General features: G+C 63.7%; 22 protein-coding genes. 15 read left to right on the top strand and 7 right to left on the bottom strand.

The window, feature by feature from the left end:
• Nucleotides 1-156: 156 nt before the first annotated feature.
• A complete protein-coding gene (locus ACSBOX_RS17665) occupies nucleotides 157-333 on the top strand; it encodes a DUF1059 domain-containing protein (RefSeq protein ID WP_415986553.1) in 177 nt (58 codons plus the stop codon).
• Nucleotides 330-1,505 carry an EAL domain-containing protein gene (locus ACSBOX_RS17660; RefSeq protein ID WP_442543627.1) on the top strand — a complete coding sequence of 392 codons (1,176 nt, stop codon included), beginning with the start codon at nucleotides 330-332 and terminating at the stop codon, nucleotides 1,503-1,505. The genes ACSBOX_RS17665 and ACSBOX_RS17660 overlap by 4 nt, the downstream gene beginning before the upstream one ends.
• 36 nt (nucleotides 1,506-1,541) lie before the next feature.
• Here the strand turns inward: ACSBOX_RS17660 and ACSBOX_RS17655 are convergent, their stop codons facing one another.
• Nucleotides 1,542-2,399, bottom strand: a complete 858-nt coding sequence (locus ACSBOX_RS17655) for a phosphatase PAP2 family protein (RefSeq protein WP_442543626.1) — start codon at nucleotides 2,397-2,399, stop codon at nucleotides 1,542-1,544.
• A gap of 110 nt (nucleotides 2,400-2,509) precedes the next feature.
• Here ACSBOX_RS17655 and ACSBOX_RS17650 point away from each other — a divergent pair, with 110 nt between their 5' ends.
• Nucleotides 2,510-4,111 carry a phospholipase D family protein gene (locus tag ACSBOX_RS17650; protein ID WP_442543625.1) on the top strand — a complete coding sequence of 534 codons (1,602 nt, stop codon included), beginning with the start codon at nucleotides 2,510-2,512 and terminating at the stop codon, nucleotides 4,109-4,111.
• A gap of 384 nt (nucleotides 4,112-4,495) precedes the next feature.
• On the opposite strand, the gene ACSBOX_RS17645 is transcribed toward ACSBOX_RS17650, so the two are convergent.
• The 3 genes from ACSBOX_RS17645 to ACSBOX_RS17635 all read right to left on the bottom strand — a co-directional run bounded on the left by ACSBOX_RS17645 (nucleotide 4,496) and on the right by ACSBOX_RS17635 (nucleotide 9,397).
• Nucleotides 4,496-5,719: an amidohydrolase gene (locus ACSBOX_RS17645; RefSeq protein ID WP_442543624.1), complete on the bottom strand. Its 1,224-nt coding sequence runs from the start codon at nucleotides 5,717-5,719 to the stop codon at nucleotides 4,496-4,498.
• A 138-nt stretch (nucleotides 5,720-5,857) separates the two neighbouring features.
• Nucleotides 5,858-6,901 carry an L-glyceraldehyde 3-phosphate reductase gene (gene mgrA / locus ACSBOX_RS17640; RefSeq protein ID WP_442543623.1) on the bottom strand — a complete coding sequence of 348 codons (1,044 nt, stop codon included), beginning with the start codon at nucleotides 6,899-6,901 and terminating at the stop codon, nucleotides 5,858-5,860.
• A 3-nt stretch (nucleotides 6,902-6,904) separates the two neighbouring features.
• On the bottom strand, nucleotides 6,905-9,397 hold the full coding sequence (locus ACSBOX_RS17635; protein WP_442543622.1) for a beta-galactosidase: 2,493 nt from the start codon (nucleotides 9,395-9,397) through the stop codon (nucleotides 6,905-6,907).
• Between the two features lie 118 nt (nucleotides 9,398-9,515).
• Here ACSBOX_RS17635 and ACSBOX_RS17630 point away from each other — a divergent pair, with 118 nt between their 5' ends.
• From ACSBOX_RS17630 to ACSBOX_RS17590, 9 genes are read left to right on the top strand one after another with little or no spacing between them, the layout of a single operon-like run.
• Nucleotides 9,516-10,511, top strand: coding sequence for a LacI family DNA-binding transcriptional regulator (locus ACSBOX_RS17630; protein WP_442543621.1), 996 nt, complete (start codon nucleotides 9,516-9,518; stop codon nucleotides 10,509-10,511).
• A gap of 36 nt (nucleotides 10,512-10,547) precedes the next feature.
• Nucleotides 10,548-12,206: an ABC transporter substrate-binding protein gene (locus tag ACSBOX_RS17625; protein WP_442543620.1), complete on the top strand. Its 1,659-nt coding sequence runs from the start codon at nucleotides 10,548-10,550 to the stop codon at nucleotides 12,204-12,206.
• Between the two features lie 48 nt (nucleotides 12,207-12,254).
• Nucleotides 12,255-13,214: an ABC transporter permease gene (locus tag ACSBOX_RS17620; RefSeq protein ID WP_442543619.1), complete on the top strand. Its 960-nt coding sequence runs from the start codon at nucleotides 12,255-12,257 to the stop codon at nucleotides 13,212-13,214.
• The gene (locus tag ACSBOX_RS17615) at nucleotides 13,214-14,119 is read left to right on the top strand and encodes an ABC transporter permease (protein WP_241708038.1); all 906 of its coding nucleotides are present in this window, start codon (nucleotides 13,214-13,216) and stop codon (nucleotides 14,117-14,119) included. Before ACSBOX_RS17620 ends, ACSBOX_RS17615 begins: the two co-directional genes overlap by 1 nt.
• A gap of 1 nt (nucleotide 14,120) precedes the next feature.
• Nucleotides 14,121-16,037 (top strand): ABC transporter ATP-binding protein, encoded by a 1,917-nt coding sequence (locus ACSBOX_RS17610; RefSeq protein WP_442543618.1) that lies wholly within the window; start codon nucleotides 14,121-14,123, stop codon nucleotides 16,035-16,037.
• 33 nt (nucleotides 16,038-16,070) lie between these two features.
• Nucleotides 16,071-17,948, top strand: a complete 1,878-nt coding sequence (locus tag ACSBOX_RS17605) for a glycoside hydrolase family 3 protein (RefSeq protein ID WP_442543617.1) — start codon at nucleotides 16,071-16,073, stop codon at nucleotides 17,946-17,948.
• A 43-nt stretch (nucleotides 17,949-17,991) separates the two neighbouring features.
• Nucleotides 17,992-18,732: a sugar phosphate isomerase/epimerase family protein gene (locus ACSBOX_RS17600; protein ID WP_442543616.1), complete on the top strand. Its 741-nt coding sequence runs from the start codon at nucleotides 17,992-17,994 to the stop codon at nucleotides 18,730-18,732.
• Complete coding sequence (locus ACSBOX_RS17595) at nucleotides 18,729-19,832, top strand: Gfo/Idh/MocA family protein (RefSeq protein ID WP_442543615.1); 1,104 nt, start codon at nucleotides 18,729-18,731, stop codon at nucleotides 19,830-19,832. The genes ACSBOX_RS17600 and ACSBOX_RS17595 overlap by 4 nt, the downstream gene beginning before the upstream one ends.
• A 2-nt stretch (nucleotides 19,833-19,834) precedes the next feature.
• Complete coding sequence (locus ACSBOX_RS17590; protein WP_442543614.1) at nucleotides 19,835-20,374, top strand: hypothetical protein; 540 nt, start codon at nucleotides 19,835-19,837, stop codon at nucleotides 20,372-20,374.
• Between the two features lie 57 nt (nucleotides 20,375-20,431).
• Here ACSBOX_RS17590 and ACSBOX_RS17585 read toward each other — a convergent pair whose 3' ends face one another.
• Nucleotides 20,432-21,055 (bottom strand): PadR family transcriptional regulator, encoded by a 624-nt coding sequence (locus tag ACSBOX_RS17585; protein WP_442543613.1) that lies wholly within the window; start codon nucleotides 21,053-21,055, stop codon nucleotides 20,432-20,434.
• Between the two features lie 262 nt (nucleotides 21,056-21,317).
• On the opposite strand from ACSBOX_RS17585, the gene ACSBOX_RS17580 reads away from it, so the two are divergent.
• From ACSBOX_RS17580 to ACSBOX_RS17570, 3 genes are read left to right on the top strand one after another with little or no spacing between them, the layout of a single operon-like run.
• The gene (locus tag ACSBOX_RS17580) at nucleotides 21,318-22,943 is read left to right on the top strand and encodes a putative bifunctional diguanylate cyclase/phosphodiesterase (protein WP_442543612.1); all 1,626 of its coding nucleotides are present in this window, start codon (nucleotides 21,318-21,320) and stop codon (nucleotides 22,941-22,943) included.
• Nucleotides 22,943-23,437, top strand: coding sequence for an SRPBCC family protein (locus ACSBOX_RS17575; RefSeq protein ID WP_442543611.1), 495 nt, complete (start codon nucleotides 22,943-22,945; stop codon nucleotides 23,435-23,437). Before ACSBOX_RS17580 ends, ACSBOX_RS17575 begins: the two co-directional genes overlap by 1 nt.
• A gap of 8 nt (nucleotides 23,438-23,445) precedes the next feature.
• Nucleotides 23,446-23,733, top strand: a complete 288-nt coding sequence (locus ACSBOX_RS17570) for a YciI family protein (RefSeq protein WP_442543610.1) — start codon at nucleotides 23,446-23,448, stop codon at nucleotides 23,731-23,733.
• Nucleotides 23,734-24,270: 537 nt separating this feature from the next.
• On the opposite strand, the gene ACSBOX_RS17565 is transcribed toward ACSBOX_RS17570, so the two are convergent.
• Complete coding sequence (locus ACSBOX_RS17565; RefSeq protein ID WP_442543609.1) at nucleotides 24,271-24,894, bottom strand: PepSY domain-containing protein; 624 nt, start codon at nucleotides 24,892-24,894, stop codon at nucleotides 24,271-24,273.
• A 151-nt stretch (nucleotides 24,895-25,045) separates the two neighbouring features.
• Entirely contained in the window at nucleotides 25,046-26,044 is a 999-nt protein-coding gene (locus tag ACSBOX_RS17560) for an aldo/keto reductase (protein WP_442543608.1), read from the bottom strand.
• Nucleotides 26,045-26,186: the final 142 nt, after the last annotated feature.

Raw genomic sequence — 26,186 nt, 5'->3', positions numbered from 1 at the left:
GCTCCCGGTGCTTGGATTTGCTGACGAAAAACCCCCGACCGACTCTTCCAGCACCAGGCAAAGGCCAAGTGCAGGGAAGGCAAATTTTGGGCAACATGCCGCATCCGGGTGTCGCGTAAGGTTGTCGGGTTCGCTGTTGATGAAAAAGGAGCTCTAGTGAAATCGTTTGCCTGTGGTGATGTGGTTCCCGGTTGCGAGGCCCGCTGGGTGTGCAGCACGGACGATGAAATCCTGATTAACGTAGCTGCCCACGCCGCATCGGCACACGGGATGGACGCACTGCCGGCCGACGTCGTGGAGTCTGTCCACAAAGCCATCGTCCCCGTTAGTTGAGTCCCGAGGCAGGCGGCGGGCTAAAGGGAACCGGGTCCGCCTCGGGCCCGGACTGGCCGGAGAACCTGGCCGCTGCTTGCCGCGGTGAGGGCCTTTCGGCGGCGTACCAGCCCATCACTGACACCGCCCGGGGAACAGTGGTGGGTTACGAAGCCCTCGCCCGGTTTCCGGGCTTCGCTGAAAAGAACCCTGAAGCGTGGTTTGCCGCCGCACGCGCACACGGCCGGTCGGCCGATCTCGAGGCGGCAGCCCTGCGGGAGGCGCTCAAAGCACGCCCGGTCCTGCCGCCAAACTGCTTCATGAGCCTCAATGTCTCGCCGGAGCTGTTGCGCACCGAGAAAATCCGGGAGATTTGGCGCGGCCAGGGAAACCTCGGCGGACTCGTGATCGAGCTGACCGAGCAAACCCCGATTGACTCCTATCTGGAGCTCGAACCCGATCTCAACCAGCTGCGCGCCGCAGGCGCCCTGATCGCCGTCGACGACGCCGGTGCCGGCTATGCGGGGCTTCGTCACCTCCTTGCGTTGCGGCCCTCGCTGATCAAGATTGACCGGGAGCTCATCCAGGACGTCGACCGCGACGAAGCGAAGCGCGCACTGATCTCCATGCTCGGAACGTTCGCGAGCCGCGTGGATGCCTGGATCCTGGCAGAGGGCGTGGAGCGGGTGGAGGAACTGGACGCGCTTGTTGCCCTCGGCGTTCCGCTGGTGCAGGGGTATTGCCTTGCCCGGCCGGGGCCAGCGTGGGAACAGATCGACCTTGACCTCGCCCACCGCCTCGCGTCGAAACCGTCGGTGACCCACCGAAGCACCGTGCGTGACATCGTGGAACCAGCGACGACGGCCACGAGCACCGCAGCCGCGGCTGCTGCGTTCGACGGCGACCGGGACCTGCTGTCGGTGGTGCTGCTCGGGGAGCACCGGCGGCCGGTCGCGGTACTGGACCCCACGACCGCGGCGCTGGGGATGATGACTCCGGGAATGAAGGTCAACCTCGACACACCGCTCAGCGAGGCGCTGGCGCGTTCCATGACACGGACCCAGGACACCCGGTTCAGTCCGCTGCTGGTCACGGACAACGCCGGCCGCTTTGCCGGCGTCGCCCGCATGGAAAGGATGATCACTGCCCTCGCCGAGGCGGACCCTGCAATGAAAGACCGACAGCACCCGTGATGTGTTCCTGTCGCCCGGCCGCGGCGGGTCCGGCTTTCAACTGCCTGCGGTCCCGCCCAGGGAATGGCCCTTCTTCTCAGTCTTCCGGGCGGTGAGGTAAAGGCGGTGCGCGGTGATGACCAAGACCAGCCAGGCGGCTCCGAGGGTCCACGCTGCCAGGACATCAGTGAGCCAGTGGTGACCCAGGAACACCCGGCTTAGGCCGATGGTCAGGGCGAAGAGGGCAGCAGCGGTCACCGTCCAGGCGCGGGCCCGGCGGGAGCGGCAGCGCAGGATGATCAGGTAGGCGACGATTCCGGCGATCACGAACGAGTTGAGCGAATGCCCGCTCGGAAACGACGGCGAATACTCGTAGGGCGGCACGGCGTCGCTGAGCGGCGGCCGGGCCCGGCCGATAAGCTGCTTGCCCGCCACTGTCATGAGCAGGGAGCCGGCCGCGGCTGTCACGATGAGGATCGCCGGGGTCCAGGAACGGCGCCGCAGGACCAGCACCGCCGTCGCGATCACCGCCAGGATCGGCATCCCGATTCCTCCAGCCAGATCGGTGTATGCAGTGGCTGCGGCGTCCAGCGCGGGGCTGCGCAGGGTCATCGCTGCTTCAAGGACCGGGTGGTCCAGGGCGGCGACGCCATCGGCTTCTGTCACAGCCTCATACACAAGGCCTGTGGTGAAGGCCAGCAGTGATGCGACCGCGGCTCCGGCAGCCAGGATCAGGATCAGCACACCGTATGGGCCGAGCCGGGCACTGGCGCGTTGCGCGCGGGAGGCAAGCCATCTGCCGGCTGGCGTTTTCCACCGGGAAAGGTCGGCGTCACCGACGAACCGGTCGTCAGTGAGTTCGCCTGTGCCTCCGGCTGACTCGTTGTCCGACGTGCCTTCGGGGTGAACACCCATCGTCTTCCGCCTTCCATTGCGCATGGACTTGATCAGTAAGGTTACCTTCTAGGCTGGTTGCAGACCGGACGTTCGAGGATTGGCCCCCGGGCCCCTGGAAGGAGCACTGAGTGGACAACGACGCTGACAGCTGGTTCCTGAGTCGCGCTGAGCGGGGGAATCTGGCCACGGAGGTGCACTCGGGCGGTGCGGGTTCTCCATCGTGGTCCGACGGCAACCTCGTGCGGCCCCTGATTCACGGATCGAGCTACTTTGCCCGATTGCATGAGGAGCTGACTGCCCTGCGGACGGGAGACCGCGTGTGGTTCACCGACTGGCGCGGCGACGCGGACGAGCGGCTTCTGGAAGAGGGACCGACGATCGGTGACTTGCTCGCCGGGTTGGCGCGCTCCGGGGTGGAAGTGCGGGGCCTTGTCTGGCGATCCCACGGAGAACGGGTATCGGCCCCCATGAGCGGCCGATCCAACGAACTCCTGAGTCGCAAGATCAACGACGCCGGCGGAGAGGTGCTGTTGGATCAGCGTGTGCGGCTGTTCGGTTCCCACCACCAGAAGATGTTCGTCATCCGCCGTCGTGACGATCCGTCGCGGGACGTCGCGTTCATCGGCGGACTCGACCTTTCGCACAGCCGTCGGGACGATGCCGGCCACGCGGGCGACCGGCAGGCGGTGACCATGGATCCGCGGTACGGGAAACGTCCCCCATGGCACGATGCCGCGCTCGAACTGCGTGGACCCGTGGTGGCGGATGTGCTGGCAGTGTTCGCTGAACGGTGGAACGACCCCCATCCATTGGACCGGCGCACCCCGTACCGGATGTTGCTGCAACGCCTGGCCCGTATGCCCCGGCACCCCGAACCGCTCCCTGCGGCTGCACCGCCGCCACCGGTGGCCGGCCCTCATTCCGTGCAGCTCCTGCGCACCTACGGGGTGAAACGTCCCCCGTTCCCGTTCGCGCCTGAAGGCGAACGCAGCGTTGCCCGCGGCTACGCGAAAGCCTTCGCCCGCGCCCGCTCGCTGATCTACATCGAGGACCAGTACCTGTGGTCCACAGAGGTCGCGGCCGGAATCGCAGCTGCCCTTGAACGGAACCCCGAGCTGAGGGTGATCGCCGTCGTGCCCCGCTACCCCGACGCCGATGGTCCGCTGACGGGACCGGCAAGCCGGATCGGGCAAATTCGCGCCCTCACGATGTTGCGCCGGACGGCACCGGACAGGGTCGGCGTGTTCGACCTGGAGAACAGCTCCGGAACTCCGATCTATATCCACGCCAAGATGTGCATCATCGACGACATCTGGTTCACCTGCGGCTCAGACAATTTCAACCGCCGTTCCTGGACCACTGACAGTGAGCTCACTTGCGCCGTAGTCGACACCACTGCCGGGGAACCGCCCTCTGCGGGCCACGACTCGTCCCGGCCGTTGGCCAGCGGGCTCCGGCGCCAACTCTGGGCCGAACACCTGGGCTTGGACCAGGACGATCCCGAGCTCCACGACCCGGCGGCCGGGCTCAAGCTGTGGAACGCCGCCGCCGACGCCCTGGACCACTGGCACGAATCCGAACGCCGCTCGCCCCGCCCCACCGGAAACGTGCGGCACCACACCCCGGAACCCGTGTCGTCCCTCCAGCGCTTGTGGGCGGATCCGCTCAGCCGCTTCGTCGTGGACCCGGACGGCCGTCCCCGCCGGCTGCGCGGCACAACCCGGTTCTAGCGAGGAAGCGTCGATGCTAGATACCATAAGTGATTGCGAACCATCTCTTTCGACGCGCCCATGGCCCTTCGGTGAATCCTGGCATAAGGTTTGACCCACTACCCGCTGGCTGAGGTGAGGGAGAACCATGACGCTTGCTCGTGCTGTACATCGAATGGCCGCTCATCGTGCCTGTGTCCCCGCCGCGCCGCCCAGGGTACCGGCTTGCGGGCAGTGCGGCCCGGGGTTCCCTTTGACATTCCATGAGTATGTCCCGGCTGTCTATGCGGTCGATGGCAGCGGATTGCGGCCGCCGTCGGCAAGCTACAGCTGCGCAATATGCGGGACGAAGGACAACCATCAGGTTCCGACGGGCTGGGCCCCGCCCGAGTGGCAGTGGTATTCCTAAGCCAGATACGACAGGGCCGCGACCACCTGGGTTTGGACGCCCAGGGACAGGGTCGGGTCGATCACCGGCGCGAAGAGCGGCGAGTGGTTGGCCGGTATGTCCCGGGACACTGTCCCGCGTTCGACGGCGGCCCGGTAGCTTCCGGGGTCCACGCCGCCCAGGAGCCAGAACGTGTATGGCACGCCGAAGGCGTCCGGAATGCGGCTGAAGTCCTCCGACGCTGTCTGCGGTATGGCCTGGCGCACGGAGTCCGCCCCGAAATGGGCCAGAAATGCGGTCCGGACTTTCTCTGTCACCGCAGGGTCATTGCTGGTGAGCGGGAACTGGTCGTAGTACTCGAAATCGGGGTCTTGCGGCGATCCGGCGGCGGAGCACTCGCCCTTGACTATCCGTTCGATGGCCGCGAGCACGGACGCGCGGACCTGGGTATCGTAAGTGCGGATGTTGAGCAGGAGGGTGGCACGGTCGGGGATGATGTTCGCCGTCGCGCCGGCGTTGAGCGCCCCTACCGTGACAACCGCGAAGTCGCCCGGCTTTGTCTCCCGCGAGACGATGGACTGCAGCCTGAGCACGATCGAGGAAGCCAGCACCACGGGGTCGACGGACATATGCGGCATCGAACCGTGCGCGCCCTTCCCGTACACGGTGATCCTGAGCGAATCGGCGGCTGAGAGGACAGGCCCGGCCGTGGTGGCGATCATCCCCGCCGGGATCGGCATCACATGCTGGGCGAAGGCGACGTCGGGCCGCGGCACTTTGGCGACGAGTCCGTCGTCGAGCATTGCTTGGGATCCGGCCCCGATCTCCTCCGCGGGTTGGAACAGAGCGATGTACGTCCCGGACCAGGCTGCGCGCCCGTCCGCCATGAGCTTGGCCGCGCCGAGCAGTGCGGCGACGTGCAGGTCGTGCCCGCACGCGTGCATGACCCCGTCCACGGCCGACGCATAAGGCAGCCCGGTCGCCTCGGCGACGGGCAGCGCGTCCGTGTCCGCGCGGGCAAGCACTGTTGGGCCGTCCCCGTTTGTGAGGATTCCGACGACGCCGGTGCCGCCGAGGCGGGTTACGGCATAGCCGAACGCCGCGAGTTTGCCCTCCACAAGCTTCGACGTCCTGTGCTCCTCGAGGCTCAGCTCGGGGTGCCTATGAAGATCGATGTACGTGTCCCGGATCCAGCCGAGTTCTGCTTCAAGGCCTGCCAGGACTGTCTCGCAACCGTTCATGGACCATCGCTCTCGGTAGCCGTTCGGAGCGCCTGGGCGAGGTGGCGCAACCAGGAAACCCAGCATAGACCCGGAAACCGAAGCAGGGGAGTCCTGTTCAGTCCCACGGGTTTCTGCCGGGTCCCCGGGGTGCGTCCGTCAGCTGTGAGCCGGGACCCTGTCTCCTGTGAGCAGGGAGTCGATGGCCGCCAATTCCTCTGCCTGGAAATCAAGCGTGGACACGGCGGCCACGTTGTCCTCCAGCTGCTTCACGCTCGAGGCGCCGACCAAAGCAGACGCCACAGTCGCGCCCTTGTGCTGCTCGCGCAATACCCACGCGATGGCCATCTGTGCCAGCGTCTGGCCGCGCCCGGCGGCGATGCCGGCGAGGTCGTGGACGAGTTTCATTTTCTGCTCGGTGAACGACTTTTCGGAGAAGAACCCCGTGGCTGCGCGCGAATCCCGGGGGATGCCTTGCGTGTAGCGCTCAGTGAGCAGGCCCCCTGCAAGGGGTGCGAACGCGATCGTCCCCGCGCCTTCGTCTTCCAGGACGTCCAAAAGGCTTGGTTCGCCCTTTTCGATCCAGCGGTCAACAATGTTGTAGTTCGGCTGGTGGATCACCATGGGAGTACCCAGTTCCCGGAGGATTCTGGCGGCTTTGACAGTGTTTTCCGCCGAGTAGCTGGAAATGCCCGCATAGAGGGCGCGTCCAGATCGCACCGCGGTGTCCAGCGCAGCCATCGTTTCCTCGAGCGGGGTGTCGGGATCGAATCGGTGGCTGTAGAAGATATCGACGTATTCCAGGCCCATCCGTTTGAGGGACTGATCCAAGCTTGAGAGCAGGTACTTGCGGGAACCGCCGTCCCCGTACGGTCCGGGCCACATGCGGTAGCCGGCTTTCGTGGAGATGATCAATTCATCCCGGAACGGAGCAAAGTCTTCTTTCACGTGCCGCCCGAAGTTGGTTTCGGCCGAGCCGTCCGGCGTTCCGTAGTTGTTGGCGAGGTCGAAGTGGGTTATCCCGAGATCGAAGGCACGGCGCAGGATCGCCCGCTGCGTTTCAAAGGGCTTTTCGTCTCCGAAGTTGTGCCAAAGCCCCAGCGATACGGCCGGCAGGCGCAATCCGCTGCGGCCGATCCTGCGATAGGGCATGGCGGTCTGTCCGGCTGATTGGTACCGGCTCTCGGAAGGTTGGTATGACATGGGTCAGTGGTTCCTTTCTTGTACGGGGAGTTGAATGGTGGCGAACCGGCTCCGGTCCTCCAGCGGCCGCGACCCGGCCGGTGCGTCGAGGTCGACGACCGAACGGACACCGTCTTGTTCCAAGCACGCAAGGTTGTCGCCGTCGTGCAGGCGGAAGGTGAGCCCAGCATCGGACCTGCCGACGAGCTCTGCGCTGGACCACAAAAGCTTGCGGCCGTTGCCGAGGTCCAGGTCGCGGCCGAGGAGCAAGCCGCTCCGGGCAGCGAGGCGGATCTTCGCGCCGCCAAACGCCGGCTCCTCGTCCACGGTCACGGTGGTGGTGACCGGATAGCTTGCAAGGTTGAAAATGTTCAGCAGTTCGGACTGATCCGCGTCCGACACCTGCGTGTAGGCGAGCAGGCCCGGGGCGGGCTCTGAAAATCGCACCCTTGCTGTTGCGTCCAGGCGCCGGAACAGCTCCCGGTGGACCTCAAGGTCGCAGGGATAGTCCGCTCCCCACACAATTGCCCGACCCCGTCCGACTGCGACCTCGACGGCGCAAGGTTCTCCGGTCTGGACCTCCCTCAATAGGGTTGTGGACCCCTCGGCATCGTAGAGCTGCGCCGAACCCACCCGGACTTCCGCCCGGGCGGGCAGTCCCGTGCCGTCGACGACCTTGACGGACGGGTAATAGTCGGTGGTCATCCCGAAACCATCGATCCGGTGGCGCCCCACCTCTCCGCTGATCCCGATGCCCAAGGCATTGGAGAGGGCAGTGCAGGGGGTGCCGTCCAGGTCGTGGGTCGGCAGAACCCCGGCGACAAGCAATTTCCCCCCACCAAGGACAAACTCTCCGAGCCTGGACTGGACATCGGCGGCCATGTAGTGGCCGCTCGCGACCATCAGGGTGGTGGTCGATTCCGGTATTTCGCCTGCAGGATTGGCTGCGCCGAGTTCGGAAAGCGAGGAGAGGTTCACCGCATTGAAATCCAGTGAGGACAGCGACATGGCACGGGCGAGGATATCCCGTGGCCCCATGCCGCGGTAGCGTTCGTGGTCCTCCCGGATTTTCTTGCCGTAATCGTCTCCGGGGACAAGATACTCGGTGAGGTATTGGTCCGGAATGAATCCCAGGCTTAGCCCCGTGCGCCTGGGCCGGCTGGTGCAGATCCACTGCTCGTAGGCCCTAAGCGTCTGTGCGGCATCCTGGATGGCGAAGTAGTGCGGCGTCGTTTCGCCTTCAGGCGTGAGGGGCGCGGCGAAGCCGTGCCGTTCTCCGGTGAAGGCGACCCGGTTGTTGCCGTCACCGACCGGGGCTTCCAGGGGTTTGTTGCGGCCGCCCGCGAACAGGTAGTAGTTCAGCATCCGGTTGCCGAGGGCCACAGCCAGCCGGGTCTTGAGGTCGGTGGCGTTCGGGGAGGTCTGGTTGGCCAGGTCCTCTCCGTAGTCGCTGCTCCCGGTTTCGAATTCAAGCGCCGCCAAGGGCTGGTTGGCGGGCTGGGTGGCGTGCGCAAAGAGGTTTCCGGTGACGAAGTCCGGAAGGTTTCCCGTGGTCAGCTCACCCAGGTACATGTCCGAGCCGGCCAGGATGGATTCCTCGCCTGCCCAGGTCCCCAAGAGCTGGGAAATACCGATGGGGTAGGTGCGGCCACGGCCCGCTGATGTGCCGTGGATGTTGATCAGGAAGGGCAGTCCGGTGCAGCCGTACTTCTCCGCGAGGCCGACGAGAACCCGGGAGTAGGCCCGAAAGCGATGCCGTGAAAACCGCGCCAGGTCAAGGGCCAGCCGATGCTCCGATGCCGGGTCCGCGGCGCCTCCTGCCCCAGCCCCGCCGCCCTGCAGATACGCTGCGGCGGCAGCAGGGTCGGCAGGAAGCAGGGGGTACCGTGCGGTCAACTCGGCGGTCCCGTATTGCGTTGCCAGCCATGCCGCGAATTCGCGGGCCACGGCGGGGGAGAGGTCCGGGGAATTGGAAACCCAGCTGAGCATGCCGATTTCGTTGTCGAGCTGGACGGCAATGACGTTGCCGCCCCGATCGATATGCCGGGCGGACAGTACCGGGACGATGGCAGCGAACCAGCCCTCCACTTCGGCCAGGAATTCCGGCGAGGAGTAGTCCAGGGTCCTGGTCGGGTTTTCCGCCCCTCCCCAGCTGCGGGCACGGGTTCCCTCGAGACCGTACAGCCTGTAGGGAATGCCTTCGTTTTTCAGCTCTGCCATGATGAACGGCCCGGGCCGGGGAATGGCATACAAACCGAGTTCCCGGGCCGTGTCAAGGAAAGCCCCGATATCCCGCCACTCCGCCGAAGTGCCTTCGACATCGATGGTCCCATCGGGAAGTTCATGGACAAGCCACGGAATGTACGTGGCGACTGCATTGGCGCCGGCTGCCGCCAGCTGTTCCAGCCGTCCACGCCATTCACTCCGCTCCAGCCGGAAGTAGTGGACTTCCCCGGCGATGACCAGCGTGGGCCTGCCGTCGATCACCACCTGTTGGCGAACAAATTCAACAGTCATCGAATCACTGATTCCTTACGTTCCCGGATTGCCCCTTGGCAGGATGCCAAGTTCGCTTTATAGTCATGTAACCGGTTACATACTAGAGACGCAGATCACATTTTGAAAGGGGGTTGTCTTGACGCCGTCCATCACGATCCGTGACGTAGCACGCAGGGCCGGAGTGTCAGTGGCCACAGTGTCACGGGTAACTTCCGGAAATACCAAGGTTTCCGAGGACACACTCAACCGGGTCAACGCCGCCCTGACGAGCTTGGGCTACGAGCCCAGTCGGCTGGGCCAGGCGCTGGCGCTGAAGCGTCACAACGCCTTCGCGCTGGTGCTTCCGGGCCTGGGCGGCGCCTTGTTCGCCGGCCTGCTCAAGGGCTTCGAAACCACACTTGCGGGCACGGGGATAACGTTCCACGTCCTCGTCGCCCAGGATCCCGAGCGCTTCCAGACGCAGCTGAAGGATCTGTCAACCAGGGTGGATGGCATGTGCGTCTTCGGCTCATTCGCCGGAGATGGCATCGTGTCAACCATCGCGGACCGGATGCCGATCGTGCGAGTTGCCGGAAACCCCGACGCAGCCACTCACAGCGTGAACGTCACCAACTTCGAGGCCGCCCAGGGGCTGACCAGGCATCTGATCGGGGAGCACGGCCTGCGGGACCTGCTCTTCCTGGGCGAATCGGCCCAGTCGCCGGATGTCCAGCAGCGACTCCAAGGGTTCCAAAGTGCCCTTGCAGAGGCCCAAGTGGAGGCTCGGCGCCCTGAACCGTGCAGTCTCACCGAGGCGGGCGGTTTCAAGGCCATGCGGGCAATCCTGGATCGCGGAGGGCGCCCGCAAGGCCTCGTCTGTGCCACGGATGAAGTTGCCCTCGGGGCCCTTTTGGCTTGCTCGGCTGCAGGCATCTCGGTGCCTGGCGACCTCAAGATGACAGGGTTCGATGACATCGAACTCGCTTCACTGATCACCCCTTCACTCACCACGGCCCGGCAGCCGTTCCATGACATCGGCGCGCGGGCGGCGGAAATCCTGCTGGAGCGCGCCCGGCCGGCCCTGCAGGCCACCGGCATGGAATCCACGTGCCTGCCTACTGAACTGATCATTCGCCAAAGCTGTGGATGTTGACGTCCACGGGTTCGGCCAGACTATTCAAGGAAGAATATGAAGAAATCCACCAAGATTGTCCTGATGTGTACGGGTTTTGCCATGGTTCTGACGGGGTGCAGCCCCACCCAGACCGTGAATAGCGGGACATCGTCGGGTAGCGCCGGAATGATATCCCAATTGAATTTCGGAGACTTCGGGGGAGGCTCCAACCCTCAGGTCAACTTCAATCCCTTTTCTCCCAACAAACTCTCCGGTACCAACCTCATCTTCGAATCGTTGATGACCACGAATCACGCAAACTGCGACAGCGTACCGGATCTGGCAACCAAAATGACCTGGTCGCAGGACTCCAAGACCCTCACTTTCGACATCCGCGACAACGTCAAGTGGAGCGACGGCAAGGCTTTCACCGCAGACGACGCCGCCTTCACCTTCAACCTCATGAAGAAATACCCGGCCATCGACAGTTTCGGGCTTTGGAAAGTCCTCACCGGCGTCAAGGCCACCGGGAACACCCTCGTGATGAGCTTCAACACCTCGGGCATCCCTTTCCAGCAGCAGATCACAGAACAGATGATCGTTCCGCAGCACATTTTCGAAACCGCGGGCGATCCGAAGACCTTTGTCAACGGCACCGCTATCGGAACCGGCCCGTACGTTCTGGGCACATTCAACCCGCGCCAGCTGACCATGAAGCGCAACGCCGACTACTGGCAGGCGGACAAGGTCAAGGTCGAACAAATCCAGTACACCAAGGCCGACGGCGGCGGCCAGGTGGACCAGCTCAAGCTCGCCAACGGCGGCTACGACACGAACGCGATGTTCATTCCCCAGGTGGAGCAGGCCTACGTTCAGAAGGATCCGGCCCACAACAAGTACTGGTTCCCTGCCGGATCATCGATCACCCTGGACATGAACCTGACGAAGCAGCCGTTCAACGACGTGAACTTCCGCAAGGCGATCTCGGGCGGGATCGACCGCAAGGCCATGATTGACAAGGCCGAGCTGGGATACGTGACCCAGGCCAGCCAAACGGGGCTGAAGCTTCCGATCCAGGATTCCTGGCTTGACCCGTCGGTCGCAGACAAGGGCATGGTTGCTTTCGACGCCTCCAAGGCCGACGCGGCACTCACCGCTGCGGGCTACACCAAGGATTCCTCGGGAACCCGGCTCGGCCTGGACGGGAAACCGTTGACCATGTCCTTCAAAGTCCCGCAGGGCTGGAACGACTGGGTCCAGGCTGCCGGATTGCTGCAGAACGACATGAAGAACCTTGGTATCTCGGTGGACGTCCAGACTCCGGCCCCATCAGTGGTTGAGGATGCCAGGGCCACGGGCAACTACGACATGGTCTTCGGCGTGCAGGGCGGGGAATGCAACATGTACCGCAATTTCGCCTTCCCGCTGGGAAGCAGCTTCAGCGCACCCGTGGGACAGAAGGCGTCCAGCAACTTTGCCCGCTGGCAGGACCCGCAGACCGACAAGCTCCTCGGCGAGCTCGCCGCCGCCCCGGATACCGACAGCCAACACAAGATCGTCAGCCAGATCCAACAGATCATGGTCAACCAGGTTCCGATGATCCCGCTGTGGTACGGCGCCGTATGGTTCGAGTACCGGACGGCCAACGCCGTGGGCTGGCCCAGCAAGGACGATCCCTACGCCTATCCAGGAGATCAGCTGCTCTGGCTGACGCACCTGACCCCGGCCAAATAGCGGTATCGGATCCATATGCTCTACTTCCTGCGTAAGACAGGATTGTTTGTGCTGACCCTCTGGGCTGCAGTGACGCTGAATTTTCTGATTCCGCGCCTGCAGCCCGGAGATCCGGCCGAAGCAATCGTGCAGAAACTTGCCGGCCAGGCCCAACAGGTCGATCCGGAACAGATCCGCGCCATCCGCCTCATGCTTGGCGTGCCTGACACCTCGCTTTGGAACCAATACTGGGACTATCTGAACGCGCTGGTCCACGGCAATTTCGGCCTCAGCTACGGATACTTTCCATACTCGGTGACACACATGATTGCCGAGGCGCTTCCCTATACCTTGACCCTCGTGGGAGTCACCCAAATCATCGCGTTCGTCGCGGGCACAGGCCTTGGGGCCTGGGCTGCCTGGCGGCGCAATACCAAAATCGACTCATTCATTTCCTTGGGGTCCACGTTCCTGAGCACGCTGCCGTTCTTCTGGATCGCGCTGATGCTGATTTACGTCTTGGCGAACACGCTCCACTGGTTCCCCGAAGGCGGCGCCTACAGCGGGGAAATCGTCCCCGCGTTCTCGAGTGGCTTCGTCGCCGACCTGGCCTACCACGCGGTACTGCCGGCGCTTGCGCTGCTGATCACCGGCTCCATCGGATGGATCCTGGGCATGCGCAACAACATGGTGCAATCGCTCGGTAGCGACTACACCCGCCTCGCCGTCGCGAAAGGCCTCAAGGAACGGCGCGTCGCCTGGACCTACGCGGCCAGGATCGCCCTGCTGCCCAACTTCACCGGCTTCGCCATTTCCTTGGGCGGCGTCTTCGGCGGCACCTTGATCGTTGAGCAGATCTTCTCCTATCCCGGGATGGGGAAACTCATGTACGACGCCATAGGCAACCGGGACTTCCCGTTGCTTCAGGCGATCTTCCTCATCACTACAGTGGCGGTCCTGCTGGCCAACTTCCTGGCCGACGTGCTCGTCGGTGTCCTTGACCCCCGCGTTAGGAGGCAGAGTTCATAATGACCGAAGTAGAAACCCTGGTCCCCAGGGAAACTCCCCCCGACCGGCCGGCGAAAACCGTCAAACGCCGCAACGGCTGGCAGGTCGTCTGGTCAAACGGCAAAGCGCGAACCGGAATCGTCATACTGGCGCTGTTCGTGGCGGTGGCCGTCTGTGCTCCCGTGATAGCCCCGTTCAACCCGAAAGACTCGACTCTGCCCCCTGGACTGCAGCCCGGCGGCGCCTACCTCCTGGGTACCACCAACCTGGGCCAGGACATCTTTTCCCAACTGGTGTACGGGGCCCAGGTTTCCTTGATTGTCGGGCTGCTGGCAGGCGTCGTGGTAACACTGATCGCCTTGGTCATCGGCCTGGTCGCAGGCCTGCTCCAAGGGGTCGTGGATGAGATCCTGAGCTTCTCCATCAACCTGGCGCTCGTGGTCCCTGCGCTGCCGCTCATGGTGACCATCGCAGCCTATTCACCGGTCCACGGCCTGTCCTTGATCATCTTCGTGATCGCCCTGACAGGTTGGGCCTGGGGCGCCCGGATGAAGCGTGCCCAGGTCCTGCTGTTGCGCAGTCAGGACTTCGTGACAGCGGCGCGGTTTTCCGGAGACGGGCTGTGGCGCATCGTCTTCCGCGAGCTCGTGCCCAACATGGTCTCGCTGGTCGTGGCCGGATTCATGGGCGCTGCCATCGGGGCGATTGGTGCCGAGGCGGGGTTGTCCTTCCTTGGCCTGGGCGACCCCTCCACGGTGAGCTGGGGGAGCATGTCCTACTGGGCAAACTCGAACGGCGCCATGTTGACCGGGCAATGGGCCTGGCTCCTTGCCCCCGGGCTTGCCCTGTCCTTGCTCATCACCGCGCTCACGCTGATCAACTTCGGCATTGACGCGCTATCGAACCCGCAATTGCGTGAGGAATAAGATGCCCGCCGCGAACAGCATTGATGAACCGATCCTGACCGTCAAGGATCTGAACATTTCCTTTGTCTCCAAGTACCGGGGTGACCGCCAGGTCATCCGCAATGTCGGATTCGAGATCCGTCCTGGCGAATTCGTTGGTCTCCTTGGCGAATCCGGCTCAGGCAAATCCACCCTTGGCAACGCGATTCTGAATCTCCTCACCCCCACGGCGAGGGTCACTTCCGGAGAGCTGCTGTACAAAGGCAAGAACCTTTTCACCATTCCGGCCGAAGACCTGCGGATCCTGCGGTGGTCTGAAATCTCGACAGTATTCCAGTCCTCCATGGCGTCTTTGAACCCGGTGATGACTGTGCGTGCCCAGATGGAGGACGTCTTTGCCGCCCACCGTGGTGCTTCTGACGCGAAACGGGAGATGACGGTTGAAAAATCCCTGGACTTGGTGAGCATCGACCACAAATACCTCGATTTCTATCCCCACCAGCTCTCCGGCGGCATGAAGCAACGCGTCGCCTTGGCTATGTCCGTGCTCCTGTCCCCGGACCTGATCGTCTTCGACGAACCCACCACGGGGCTCGACGTCGTGGTCCAGAAATCAATCTTGTCCAGGCTGAAGACCTTGCAGGAGAGCATGAAATTCGCCGTGCTCTTCATCAGCCACGACCTTGGCACGGTGATGGAAATGGCCGACCGGGTGATGATCATGTATGCCGGGGAGGTTGTCGAGAATTCTCCGGCAGGCGATGCGTTGTCCGGGGTGGCCCATCCCTACACGATCGGACTGCTCGGTTCCTACGCCGACCCCCGCGACGCGGAGATCAATATCCGGTACATACCGGGGCGCCCGCCGAGCCTTGACACCGTTCCAGTCGGTTGTGCTTTTGCGGACCGGTGCGGCCTGGCCACGCCGGAGTGCCGGGAACCAAAGATTTCGACGGCGGAGATCGACTCCCCGGCGGGACACCGCTCCATCAAATGCGTGCTCTTCGGATCCGAAACCGGTGATTCGTTGCCCGCACCGACGATCTTCGACGAGGTCGGCCAACAGATCGACGTCCATCACGCAGCTCTTGGCGCTGGCGAAGTGGTCTGCAGGGTCGAGGACCTGAACAAGACCTACTCGACGCGCAAGGGCCTGAAACACACGGAGAACCACGCTGTAATCGACGTCGGTTTCGAGCTCAGGAAAGGCTCCGTGACCGCCCTTGTCGGACAAAGCGGATCGGGCAAGACCACTATCGGGCGGATTCTCACTGGCGTTGAAAAGCCCAGTTCGGGAACGGTCACCGTTGCCGGCGTCGACGTCGGCTCGCTGAAGCGTCGGACCCTCCGGAACTACCGGAGCAAAGTCCAGCTGATCTTCCAGGACCCCTTCCAGGCGCTCAACCCGGCTTCATCCGTTGGCTACGCCATCTCCCGGCCGCTCGTGAATCACAGAAAACTTCGGGGGAGCGAGGTGGATGAGGAAGTGGACAGGATTCTGGGCCAAGTTGGACTCACACCGCCCGGCGAATACCGTGACCGGCTTCCGCACGAGCTCTCCGGCGGCCAGAGACAGCGGGTGGTCATCGCACGAGCCCTGGCCGCGCAGCCTGAGATCATCGTCGCCGACGAACCCATTTCCATGCTCGATGTGTCCATTCGTGCCGAGATCCTCCAGGTCCTCAACGAACTCACACGTTCCAACGGCATCGCCATGCTCTACATCACCCATGACTTGCTCAGTGCACGTTTGATCGCGGACGAAATACTCGTCCTCCACGAAGGGAAGGTCGTCGAGACGGGCAGCACCAACCAAGTGCTCACCCAGACCCGCCATGACTACACCAAATTGCTGCTGTCCTCGATCCCGAATCCTTGGCAGTCCCGTCGAAACGCCGCTTCGATTCCCGCAGCCTCAAGCACTTCTGCCCGGGCCTAGCCGCCCGAAAATTCAACAGAAAGCCATCAACTTATGAATCCCACCACCGGCCTGCAGACCCTCACAGCCCCTGACGGAACCAAGTTCCGGGACCTGAACGGCAACGGGGTCATGGACCCCTACGAAAACCCGCAGCTCAGCGCTGAAGAGCGCGTGGCGGACCTGATACCGAGGCTCAGCCTCGAAGAGAAGGCCGGCCTCATGTTCCACACAGTGATCGAGACCGGGCCCGAAGGCACGCTCCTTGAGCGGCCAGGCAACATCAGCAAATCCGCCACGAGCGTCGTCGTCCTCGACAAGAAAATGAACCACTTCAACGTTCATGCCCTCGGAACTCCGAGGGAAGCCGCGCGCTGGAGCAACGCTCTCCAGAAGCTCGCGGAAGGAAACCCCCACGGTATTCCGGTCACGATCTCCACGGACCCCCGCCACGCCTTCATCGAAAACTCAGGCGTGTCCTTCAAAGCCAACCATTTCTCGCAATGGCCCGAACCGATCGGACTGGCCGCCACGGGTGACCGGGAGCTGATCCGGCGCTTCGCCGAGATAGCGCGGCAGGAATACACCGCCGTCGGCATTCGGGCCGCGCTGCACCCGACCGTCGACCTCGCCACCGAACCGCGATGGGCGCGGCAGGCCGGAACCTTTGGACAGGACTGGCAACGCACTTCGGACTTCGCGACGGCCTATCTCGAAGGGCTCCAAGGCGGAACACTTTCCGCGGACTCCGTTGCATGCACCACCAAGCACTTCCCCGGTGGAGGACCGCAGAAAGACGGCGAGGACGCGCACTTCCCCTACGGCCGCGAACAGACCTACACCGGCGGCCGTTTCGAGGAACATCTGGAACCGTTCAAGACCGCGATCGCCCACAACACCAGCGCGATCATGCCCTATTACGGCATGCCGGTTGGCCTCGAAATCGACGGCGAACGCGTCGAAGAAGTGGGCTTCGGATACAACAAGCAAATCATCACCGGCCTCCTCAGGGAAAAGCTCGGATACGACGGCGTGGTCCTCAGCGACTGGGAACTCGTCAACGACAACATCGTGGGGGATCAGGTACTGCCCGCGCGTGCCTGGGGCGTGGAGCACCTCACGGCACCGCAACGCATGCTCAAGATCCTGAACGCCGGCGTCGACCAGTTCGGCGGGGAGGAATGCACCGGGCTGCTCATCGATCTTGTCCGGGAGGGCCTCGTCGATGAAGAGCGTCTCGACGCGTCGGTCCGAAGGCTCTTGCTGGTGAAGTTCCAGTTGGGACTCTTCGACAACCCCTACGTGGACGAGGATGCCGCCGCCGAAACAGTCGGCAACCCGCGGTTCCAGCAGGAAGGACACAACGCCCAGGCCCAGTCGGTGACAATCCTGACCAACCAGTCCACCGGGAACGGCCAGTCCCTCCCGATGCCGCCGGGACTGAACATCTATCTGGAAGGGATGAACCCGGCCAGCCTGGAGGGATTTGCCACCCCCGTCACTGATCCGGAATCAGCCGATGTGGCCATCGTCCGGCTCCACGCTCCCTGGGATCATCGCGATGATCTTTTCCTCGAAGCCTGGTTCCACGCCGGATCGCTGGAATTTCCCCCGGGGCTCATCCACCGCCTGCGCACGCTCGCCCAAAAGGTCCCCCTGATCATCGATGTCGCCTTGGACCGCCCTGCAATCCTGACCCCCCTCGTCGACATCGCAGCCGCACTGACCGGCACCTTCGGAGTCTCGGACAAGGCATTCCTTGATGCAATCACCGGCGTCATCCCGGCCCGGGGGCGGCTTCCCTTTGAAATCCCCGCTTCCATGGACGGTGTCAGGACGTCGCGGCCGGACGTTCCCGGAGACACCGGCGTTCCGCTCTTTGCCTTCGACCACGGACTGGCCCTGCCGGTTCGCGACAGCGTGTCGCCGTAACCCATCCGCCCCGGCTGCCTTCCAGATCTCGCTCAGGAGACCCATGTCATACTCCATCCAGCTCTACACCGTGCGCAGGGAACTGCAAAAAGACCTGCCTGGAACACTCCAGCGCCTCGCTGATCTAGGCTTCAGCAAAGTGGAGCCGTACGACTTTGTCGCAACCGCCGACGCCCTCAGATCCTCGATGGCCACTACCGGGCTCACCGCGCCCTCCGGCCACGCGCCGGTTCTCTCCGCGGATCAGGACAAGATCTTCGACGCCGCCCAAAGACTCGGCATCGGCACGGTCATCGAACCGGGCGTCCCGGCCGATCGTTGGCAAAGCGAACGCGACATTCTGGACACGGCCGAGGCCCTTAATGCCGCTGCCCTCAAGGCCGCCGGGTATGGCATCCGGATCGGCTACCACAACCACGCCTGGGAACTTCAGTCAAAGGTCGCTGGCCGCACGGCGCTGGAGTACTTCGCTGAACAACTGGCGCTCGGCGTCGTACTGGAAGTCGATGCCTACTGGGCAGCCGTTGGCGGCCAGAACCCGGCCGAACTACTTATTCGGCTGGGTGACCGGGTGAAATTCATCCATATCAAGGACGGACCGATCAGTACTGGCACGTTTGGCCAGCAGCCCGCAGGCCAGGGCAGTATCCCGGTGTGGGATGTTATCAACGCTGCTCAATCCCTGGAATTGGGCGTGATCGAATTTGACGACTACGACGGCGACATCTTCGATGCCGTCGCGAGGAGTTTGTCGTTTCTGCAAAACGGTCCGGTGAAGGCATGACGGCCCGGCCAATGGGCGTCGCCGTCGTCGGCGCCGGCAACATCAGCAAGCAGTACCTGAAAAACTTGACGGCCTTCCCTGACCTGAAGGTCCACGTCATCGCGGACCTCTTCGAAGAGGTCGCCGCGGCCCGCGCAAAGGAATTCGGGATAGCCGAATCGGGAGGTGTGGAAGAGGCCCTTTCACACCCGGACGTGGACCTCGTCGTCAACCTGACAGTTCCCGCCGCCCACGTTGAGGTCGCCGCGGCTGCCGTCCGAGCCGGAAAGCATGTCTGGACCGAGAAGCCCTTCTCGCTGGACCGCGAGTCCGGTCTTGGCCTCCTAAAGGCGGCCAACGCCGCCGGTGTGCGGCTAGGGTGCGCACCGGACACATTCCTCGGTGCCGGGCTTCAGACCGCAAGACGGATCATCGAACGCGGAGACATCGGAATCCCGCTGACCGCGCTGGCCTTGTTCCAAACCCCCGGACCGGAGTCCTGGCACCCCAATCCGGCATTTCTGTTCCAGGCGGGGGCGGGCCCTTTGTTTGATATAGGACCGTACTACTTGACAGCGTTGACCCAGACTTTCGGCGCTGTGAAGCGGGTGGCCGCTACCGGCTCGACGGCCAGGCCCATCCGTGTCATTGGCTCCGGGCCGCTGGCCGGCCAAGAATTCCCGGTGGAGGTTCCCACCCACGTCGGTGCCCTCGTCGAGTTCGAAAAAGGAGGCTCGGCGCAGGGCATCTTCAGTTTTGAATCTCCCCGCTCACGCGGCGGCTTCCTGGAAATTACAGGCACCGAGGCAACGCTCGCCCTTCCGGACCCGAACAACTTTGACGGGGACATCCGGATTAGTCGCAGCGGCGACGAAGGCTGGACCGCCATTCCCGCCAGGGGCGCTACCCACGGGCGTGGCATGGGCGTGCTTGAAATGGCCCGTTCCATCCGGGCCGGCGTCCCCCACCGTGCTACTGGAGAGCTGGGCTTCCACGTGCTGGACACGCTGGTCTCGATCAGCGAATCCACGGAAACCGGCACGTTCATCGATGTTGACAGTTCCGCCACGCCGCCACCGCCGCTTCCCGAAGAATGGGATCCGACAGCGTCGACACTGTGACGATGCCCGAGACCATAAGCGGCCTGTCCGCCCATCCAGTACGCAAGGCCGCCCAGCCGGGTCCCGCGTCGACGGATCTCGGCATTTTCGCGCCTCCAGCTCGCGGCAGGATGTACGCCATGGAGTTGGGTGCGCACCACGAAGCGACGGTCCGACACCACGTCGAGAACTGCCTTGCGTCTTTCTGTGCTGCACTCGATGGAGGAGACGAGGACGCATTTTTGGAGCTTCTAGGGAGGACTCCGACCTCACTCAACGGCGGCCTTCCGTTCGATGCACAGGAAGGCCTGGGGGAGCTCTACCGGATTCTGGCGCCGCCCATCCACCTTCGAAGTGTCCATGTATTTCACAATCTTCAAATCCACCTCGAAGGAAACGAGGCCCGCTACACGGCAATCTTTCAACGGTGGACCTCGGGAAGCAGCCCGAGTTGCCTCAACATCGGATACTTCTCCGGGAGCCTGACTGCCGGGCCGCAGGTCTGGTACTGGACTCGGCACAGCGTCACGTCCACCGCCGCTGGGCGCCGGGAGGGCATCTGACGGCAGTCCGCAGTCCGGACACTGCCGTGATCTGCCATCCCGGCAGCCCAACCGGTGCTAGTCGGCGAGGATGTGGTAGAGCGCTCGCCGGGCTTCGTCGATCTTTTCCATGGCCGCCGTGCGCTGTTCGTCGGTTGCGGCGAAGCGGAATTGGTGGATGACCCCCATGAGCTTTGCCACGCTCTGGTGAAACGCGGGTCCTGATCCCTCCGGATCGATGTTCCACGCATTTTCCAGCTCCTCGGCATGCTCTGCTACATATGCCTTGCCGGCATCGGTGAGTGTGAACTCTGTGCGCCGGCCTTCGCCGACGGGTGCAATGAGCTCCTCGTCAACGAGCTGCTGCAGCGTCGGATAGACCGAACCCGGGCTGGGGCGCCACGATCCGGATGTCTTCTCGGCAATTGTCTTGATGAGGCCATATCCATTGGATGGCGATTCGGCCAGGAGGGAGAGGATCGCGAAACGAACGTCGCCCTTGTTCGCCCGGCGCGGGCCGCCGGGACCAAAGCCTGGTCCAAACCCCGGCCCGAAGCCCGGTCCGAAACCGCGGCCCGGCCCAAACCCGCGGCCGGGTCCAAAGCCTCCGTGACCGTGGGGTCCGCGACGGCTCCGGCCGCGTCCGAAGCGTTCCATGTCCGGACCGCAATCTGTGTGCTTGTTGTCGTGAATGCCTTTCATAACGGCATCGTCCTTTCAGTGCTATGCAAGTGCCCCGAAGGGCCGCAGTTTGTTCTGCGATACTTAACGATATATCGCTGACTGTCGTTAAACAAGAGTCGGTCAATCCGGTTCATGTCCGGGTGGTAAGAAGAAGATCGTGTGTTCGAAAGGCGGCAGCCCCGTACCTTCCCTCTTGCGTCCACTCCCGTCCTGTTTAGGGGACTTGGGGGTGGCGGCCCTCGTTGTGCCAGCTACCGTGTCGGCCACGGAGATTGACGCCATGTTCCGGAGTGACCGCGGATTGAGGGCAGTGGTGGTGGAGCAGGGCGAATCGTTCGGCCTGCTGACCCGGGACCATCTGGAGTTCAAGCTGACCGGCCGGCTCGGTTACGGGCGGGCACTGAATACGAGAAGGACGGCTTCGGAACTCTTGCCTGCAGTGGGCTCGTCCATGGCTGCCGAGCTGGACCTGCAGGCCGCCGCGCAAGCCGTCCTGGAGCGGCCTGAGCACGAGCGGTACCAGGATCTGTTGGTTCTGAGCGCCACGGGCCCCCGGATTGTCACGGTATCGGATATCTTTGCCGCCGTTTCCGCGCAGTTCCGCCACGCCTCGCTTCACGACCCGCTGACAGGGTTGCCCAACCGGAGGATGCTCGAAGAGCATTGCCCCGACATCGGTGCGAGCGCCGGACTGCCCGGCGTCGGAATGCTCTTCATCGACCTTGACGATTTCAAGTCCGTCAACGACACCTACGGCCACCGCACCGGTGACGCCGCGCTCACCGAGTTCGCCCGGCGTCTGGCACGCAGCGTCGGAAGCCGCGGATCCCTGATGCGCCTGGGCGGCGACGAGTTCGCTGTCCTCCTCACCGACGTCGACGAGGACGCCGCGTGTGAGGTCGCGACCCGCATCCTGGACAGCCTCGAAGAGCCTTTCCTGCTCGACGGGTGCGAACTGCATATCAGTGCGACCATCGGCCTGGCGCTCGGAGTCGACATCATCGCGGAGGACATGCTCGCCGGTCCCGAAGTCCTGCTCCGGCACGCGGACGGCGCGATGCTCCGGGCCAAGCAGGAGGGCAAACGACGCATCGGCCGCATCGGCCCGTGCCAGGAACCGGCTCCGTTCGCGCGCCAGGCGCACATCCGGCGTCGGCTTTCCTCCGCTGTTGAGGATTCGGCCCTGACTCTCCACTATCAGCCGGTCCTGGATCTTGCGACCGGGGAGGACGCCGGCGTCGAAGCGCTCTTGCGTTGGAACGACCAGGAGATCGGTCCGATCGCTCCGGACGAGTTCATCCCGCTCGCAGAACACACCGGGGATATCCACAGGATCGGGGCTTGGGTACTGGACGAGGCCTGCGCCCAGTCCCGCTCCTGGATTGACGCCGGCACGCCACGGAACATCGCCGTGAACGTCTCCCCGGTCCAGTTCGCGAGCGGCACGCTTCCGTCCGAGATCCTGGCAGCCGTAAATCGGCACGGAATTCCTGCCCGAATGCTGGAGATCGAGATCACCGAGGGGACAGCGATAGTAGACGTCCCCTCGGTGGCAGCGCAGCTGCGTGAACTGATCGACATGGGCCTTGGCGTCGCCTTGGACGATTACGGGAGCGCCTATTCGTCCTTGGCCATGCTTCGGGTCCTTCCGCTGACTACGCTGAAAATCGACAAAGCGTTCATCAGGGACATCGACAGCGAGCCGCACACTGCGATCATTGTCCGAGGGCTGATTCAAACGGTCAACGCCATGGGGGTCCGGGTCACCGCCGAAGGAGTGGAACGCCAGGAGCAATTGAAAATTTTGCGGGACCTCGGCTGCGACACTGCGCAGGGTTATTTGATCGCCCGGCCAATGGCTCCCGCGGAATTTAGCATGGCCACGAACGAGATAGGGGACAACTGATGAGTGAGCAACTGACAACCATCGAGGTGGAAGAATTCCTGCCGCACGCGCCTGCCACGGTTTGGCGGGCGCTGACTGAACCGGAACTGATCGCCCGCTGGTTGATGGAAAATGACTTCCAGGCGATCGTGGGGCACCAGTTCCAGATGCGCGGGATTCCCGTTCCGGCAGTCGGTTTCAGCGGCTTGGTGGCCAGCGAAGTCCTTGACGTGGAAACGGAGAAGCTACTGCGGATTTCATGGCGGGACGCACACTCGGGAAACAACCTCGACAGCACAGTGACCTGGTCGATTGCCGCCGAGGACACGGGCACTCGCCTGTCCCTCGTCCACGACGGCTTCGATCCCAGCGAACCGACGCACGTGGCATCGCACCGCATCATGAGCGGCGGATGGCGGAACCAGGTGCTCCCGCGCCTCGGCCAAACCCTCGCCGAACTGGACGGCACCCAATCCAAGAGCACCGAATCCAACGGCACCGAACCCAACAGCTAAGGCAAACAATGCAATTCGTCGTCTTCTACAGCTCGGATCCTTCGGCGCTTCCGGAGCTCCAGGCCGTCTACCCCCGGCACGTTGAATACATGCAGGCTTTCGCTGCCGAGGGCGGCCTGATCGGCATCGGGACTTTCGATAATCCCGCCGTGAACGGTTCGATGGGCATCTTCACCAGCAAGGAAAGGGCGGAGCAGTTCATTGCGGCAGATCCTTTCGTCCTGGAAGGACTGGCGGTACCCAGCGAGATCCGGGAATGGAACGCCGTGATGTTCAGCCCTCAGGGTGGTTCCTGAACTTCCGCGCACCTCACCGGCACGTCTCCAAGACAGGCTGTACCCGGGGTTCAATGCTCCATGCGGCTCGGTGTAAAGCGGTCGCGATCCAACCCCGCAGTCGGGTCAGCCTCAGGCGTCCTGCCGGGCGTACAGGCACAACAGGCGCCCCCGGCAAGGCACTGCGGCTGTCATTGTGGACGATGCTGATGACTGCGCAAGCCATCATCAACGAAAATTCCATTGTCATCTTCTTCTCATCTAAGCGCGGAGCCCTGAACTGGCGAATCAGTTAGCGGCTGGAAGAAACCCGAATACTCAAAGGCGGAACCGCCGTCGTTCAAGGTTCTGTTAAAGACGCTAAGCGCTCCGGAGGATGATGTCAGCAGCTGTGCCGCTCCCTGCTTTTCCTAGGACTGACCGTCCTACCCTCACCAAAACCCGGCCGAAGATCGACGCCGGCTGGCCGGCCCGGGCTGCGCGGCTCGGGCGAGATCGAACAAATGGGCGGATGCGGCCAGGTGCCGTATCCGCCCACAGTCCATTGCCGGTTTGGGGTTAGTGACCGGGGCCGCCGGTCTCGGTGGCGGTGACCTTGAAGCCCGCGTCGAGCTTGACGGTGGCGTGCGTGCCGTCGGATTGGGTGATGTGGGCTTCGTAGGCGGCGCTGCCGTCGTCCTCAGTGGTCATGTTCTCCACCGTTGCGCCGGAGTTGGCGGCCAGGACAGCGGCCTTCACCTTTGTCGCGGTGTCACCCGTGAGGTCGGTTTCGTTGCCGTGGTTGCCTTGGCCGCCCTTACCGCCGCCGGGGCCGCCGGGGCCGCCGGCTTCAGTTGCGGTGACCTTGAAGCTCGCATCGAGCTTGACGGTGGCGTGTGTGCCGTCGGACTTGGTGATGTGGGCTTCGTAGGCGGCGCTGCCGTCGTCCTCAGTGGTCATGTTCTCCACCGTGGCGCCGGAGTTGGCTGCCAGCACGGCGGCCTTGACCTTGCTTGCGGTATCGCCGGTCAGTGCGGTTTCATTTCCGTGCGTGCCGCCGTCCGTGGCGGGGGCGGACGGGCTCACGGTCGACGTGCCAGTGGTTGCGGCATTGGCGGGCAGTGCCATGGCGGTGAGGGCTCCGCCGCCAGCGACCGCGCCAATCAGCGCGGCGCCCACTGCGATTTTTCGGACTTTGTTCACGATGTTGCTCCTTAGAGGTTCAACTCCGAGGGGTTCGAAGCTGTATCCCATCCTCGAACCCCACGCTTTGGCGCCTCTTTACCTGTGCTGTGCCCGAACTGTGACAATTCCGCCTGGCTCACAGGATCCGGCGGCGTGGCATCGCGAACACCTAGAGGTTGGTCATCCGTTCTGCGGCGTCGTTGTAGCGCCCGCCCTGCACCTGGATCTTGGCGGCGGCGTCCTCGATCTCGCCCAGTTCCGCTGCGGACAATTCGACGACGGCGGCGCCGATGTTCTCCTCCAAGCGGTGAAGCTTGCGGGTGCCGGGAATCGGGACGATCCAGGGCTTCTGGGCCAGGAGCCAGGCCAAGGCGATCTGGCCGGGCGTGGCCCCCTTGCGTTCCGCGATGTTCGCGAGCAGTTCGACGACGGCGGCATTGTGCTGCAGCGCTTCCGGCGCGAACCGGGGGATGGTGCTGCGGATGTCGTTGCCTGCATCGAAGCTGGTGTCCGCGGTAATGGTTCCTGTCAGGAAGCCCTTGCCGAGAGGGCTGTAGGGGACAAAACCGATGCCCAGTTCCTCGCACGCGGCCAGCACTTCCTCCTCGGGGCGGCGCCACCAGAGGGAGTATTCGCTTTGGACTGCGCTCAGGGGCTGGACGGCGTGCGCCCGGCGGATTGTTCCCGCGGACGCTTCGGACATGCCGAAGTGCTTCACCTTGCCGGCCTCGATCAGCTCCTTGACCGCACCTGCGACGTCTTCGATGGGAACGTCGGGATCCACGCGGTGCTGGTAGTAGAGATCAATGGCGTCGACGCCGAGGCGGCGCAGTGAACCGTCCACGACGTCCTTGATGACCTCGGGGCGGCTGCTCACGCGCCCGCTCGGCTTGCGTTCGGCTGCATCGATGTCCCACCCGAACTTGGTAGCGATCACTACTTGGCCCTTGTACGGGGCGAGGGCTTCGCCCACGAGCTCTTCGTTGGCGTACGGGCCATAGATTTCGGCAGTGTCGAAGAAGGTCACGCCGCGGTCCACTGCGGCGCGGATCAGCGAGATCATTTCCTGTCGGTCCGGCTTGTCGCTGTACCCACCGGTCATGCTCATGCAGCCCAGCCCGACGGCGGAGACCTCCAGGCCATGGGTGCCCAAGGTGCGCTTTTCCATCGTTCGTCCTCCCGCGTCGCGAAACAAGATCCAGCTTTGCCGTCAACACTAGGGATAGCCCGGCACGGCAGGGAGTCCCTGTCAGTACCTCTCTCGGACGGGAGTTCCCGACGACGGCGGGCCGCCGCCGTCGGGCGCTGGA

The organism is Arthrobacter sp. KN11-1C (genome assembly GCF_052180225.1).
Lineage (GTDB): Bacteria > Actinomycetota > Actinomycetes > Actinomycetales > Micrococcaceae > Arthrobacter.
The sequence above is the reverse complement of the archived record's forward strand: the minus strand, read 5'-3'. Positions and strand labels throughout refer to the sequence as shown.